The organism is Halomonas sp. 707D4, assembly GCF_024158685.1.
Lineage (GTDB): Bacteria > Pseudomonadota > Gammaproteobacteria > Pseudomonadales > Halomonadaceae > Vreelandella.
Genome location: NZ_JAMZBD010000386.1, coordinates 1 through 2,977, shown reverse-complemented (window position 1 = coordinate 2,977; position 2,977 = coordinate 1). Strand labels below are relative to the sequence as shown.

Annotated in this window: 3 protein-coding genes; 1 reads left to right on the top strand and 2 read right to left on the bottom strand. The window is 65.2% G+C overall.

Features of this window, described 5'->3' with window-relative positions; all coding sequences use genetic code 11:
* Positions 1-57 precede the first annotated feature (57 nt).
* Positions 58-705, bottom strand: coding sequence for a 3-isopropylmalate dehydratase small subunit (gene leuD, locus BIS11_RS14035; protein ID WP_253422242.1), 648 nt, complete (start codon positions 703-705; stop codon positions 58-60).
* A 1-nt stretch (position 706) separates the two neighbouring features.
* On the bottom strand, positions 707-2,158 hold the full coding sequence (gene leuC, locus BIS11_RS14030; protein WP_253422243.1) for a 3-isopropylmalate dehydratase large subunit: 1,452 nt from the start codon (positions 2,156-2,158) through the stop codon (positions 707-709).
* Between the two features lie 189 nt (positions 2,159-2,347).
* Here leuC and BIS11_RS14025 point away from each other — a divergent pair.
* Positions 2,348-2,977 (top strand): LysR family transcriptional regulator (locus BIS11_RS14025; protein ID WP_253586349.1); only part of this gene is annotated, 630 nt, incomplete at its 3' end.

Here is a 2,977-nt window from a genome sequence, read left to right as displayed (position 1 = left end):
GGCAGCAGCAGTACTTTCTGGGTCATGCGAATTCCTTAAAAAAAGCGTCGGTGAGCGTCAGGCACTCTGACGGAAAAGCCACGGGCGCGCCTGGCGGTGCTTCGCCTCGAAATCTCGAATGGCGTCCTCGTCCTGGAGCGTGATGCCGATGTCGTCGAGGCCCTCGAGCAGACAGTGCTTGCGAAAGGCGTCCACCTCGAAGGTGAAGACGTCGCCGCTGGGGGTGGTGACGCGCTGGTTCTCGAGGTCCACATCGAGGCGGTAGCCGTCACTACTCTCGACTTCTTGGAACAGCTGGTCGACCTGTTCTTCCGCCAGGGTGATCAGCAGGATGCCGTTCTTGAAGGCGTTGTTGTAGAAGATGTCGGCGAAGCTCGGCGCGATCACCACGCGAAAGCCGAAGTCCTCCAGCGCCCAAGGGGCGTGCTCGCGGGAGCTGCCGCAGCCGAAGTTGCGCCGGGCGAGCAGCACCTGGGCGCCCTGGTAGCGCGGCTGGTTGAGCACGAAGCCGTCGTTGAGCGGGCGCTTCGAGCAGTCCTGGCCGGGCTGGCCTTCGTCGAGATAGCGCAGCTCGTCAAACAGGTTCACCCCGAAGCCGGTACGCTTGATCGATTTGAGAAACTGCTTGGGGATGATCAGGTCGGTGTCGACGTTGGCGCGATCCAGCGGCGCGACCAGACCTTCCAGGCGTTCGAACTTGTTCATGTCAGGCCTCCTGGGCGTGAGTGGCGTCGTTGGCGGGCAGCGTGCGGACATCGACGAAATGGCCGGCGATCGCCGCGGCGGCAGCCATCGCCGGGCTCACCAGATGGGTACGCCCGCCGTAGCCCTGGCGGCCTTCGAAGTTGCGATTCGACGTCGAGGCGCAGTGCTCGCCGGCACCGAGCTTATCGGCGTTCATCGCCAGACACATCGAGCAGCCCGGCTCGCGCCACTCGAAGCCCGCCTCGATGAAGATCCTGTCGAGCCCTTCGGCTTCCGCCTGGCGCTTCACGAGCCCCGAGCCCGGCACCACCATGGCGAGCTTGATCGAGTCCGCCACCTTGTTGCCCTTGGCCACTTTAGCGGCCTCGCGCAGATCCTCGATGCGCGAGTTGGTGCAGGAGCCGATGAACACCTTGTCGAGCTTGATGTCGGTGATCTTCTGGTTCGCCTGCAGGCCCATGTACTCCAGCGCCCGGGTGTGGCTGCGCTTGACGGTGTCATCCACCGCGGCCAGCGGGTCCGGCACCTGGCCTGTAATGCCGGTGACCATCTCGGGGCTCGTGCCCCAGCTCACTTGGGGCTCGATCTCTTCGGCTTTGAGCGTCACGACCTTGTCGAAAGTGGCATCATCATCCGAGACCAGCGCGCGCCAGTCGGCCACCGCGGCGTCCCACTGCTCGGCGCTGGGCGCGAAGGGGCGCTCGGCGAGGTACTCGATGGTGGTGTCGTCGACGCCGATCAGGCCCACCCGGGCGCCGGCTTCGATCGCCATGTTGCACACCGTCATGCGCCCTTCCATGGAGAGCGAGGCGATGGCGCTGCCGGCGAACTCGATGGCGTAGCCGGTGCCGCCGGCAGTGCCGATCTCGCCGATGATCGCCAGCACCACGTCCTTGGCGGTGACGCCGAGGCCCAGTTCGCCTTCCACGCGCACCTGCATGTTCTTCATCTTCTGGGCAAGCAAGCACTGGGTCGCCAGCACGTGCTCGACTTCCGAGGTGCCGATACCGTGGGCAAGCGCCGCGAAGGCGCCGTGGGTGGCGGTGTGGGAGTCGCCGCACACCACGGTCATGCCGGGAAGCGTGGCGCCCTGCTCCGGGCCGACCACGTGAACGATGCCCTGGCGCGGGTCGTTGATCTTGAACTCTTCGATGCCGTACTCGAGGCAGTTGTCGTCGAGCGTCTGCACCTGGATCAAGGAGACCGGGTCCTCGATGCCGCTGTTGCCGGCGGCGCGCTCCTTGAGCGTGGTCGGCACGTTGTGATCTGGCGTGGCCAGGTTGGCGTCGAGCCGCCACGGTTTACGCTTGGCCAGGCGCAGGCCTTCGAAGGCCTGGGGCGAGGTGACTTCGTGCAGCAGCTGGCGGTCGATGTAGATCAGCGCAGTGCCGTCGTCGCGCTGCTTGACCAAATGCTGGTTCCAGAGTTTGTCGTAGAGGGTTTGACCTGACATCGTGCTCTCCCGGGCGGCTGCCCTGCTGATTCGGTCCGGTGCGTCCGTCGTTTTTGCCTTCCGCCTCTAGGGGGCGGTGGATGGCAACCAGTGTCACGCGGCTCGCGCATAAAAGCAATTCATGTTATTCATGGATTGGATTCCATACTGGAATACCTGCTCAAGCGCTTTTCAGCCAGGAGATCGCGGATGGATACCCAGAGCCTGCAGGCCTTTCTGGCCGTGGCCGATACCCAGAGCTTTTCCCGCGCTGCCGAGCGGCTCCACCTGACCCAGCCGGCAGTGAGCAAGCGCATCGCCACCCTCGAGAGCCAGCTCGAAACGCGGCTTTTCGATCGTATCGGACGGCGCATCGCGCTGACCGAGGCGGGCCACCTGCTGCGCCCGCAGGCAGTGCGCATTCTCGAGGCGATGGAGGATAGCCGCCGGGCGCTGGCCAATCTGTCGGGCCAGGTGGGCGGCAGGCTGACGCTCGCCACCAGCCATCACATCGGCCTTCATCGCCTGCCGCCGATTCTCAAGCGCTATACGCGAGCCCACCCGGACGTGGCGCTGGATTTGCGCTTTCAGGATTCCGAGCTCGCCTACCAGAGCGTGCTCGACGGGCAGGTGGAGATCGCGGTGGTGACCCTTTCGCCCACCCCATTGACAGCGCTTTCGGCGGTGGAGCTATGGCGTGACCGGCTGTGTTTCGTCTGCGCGCCGGATCACCCCCTCGCCCGCCTGCCGGGGCCGCTGTCGCTCGACACGCTGTGCGCCTTCGACTGCGTGCTGCCGGGATTCCAGACCTTCACCCATGCGTTGACCCAGCGCCGCTTC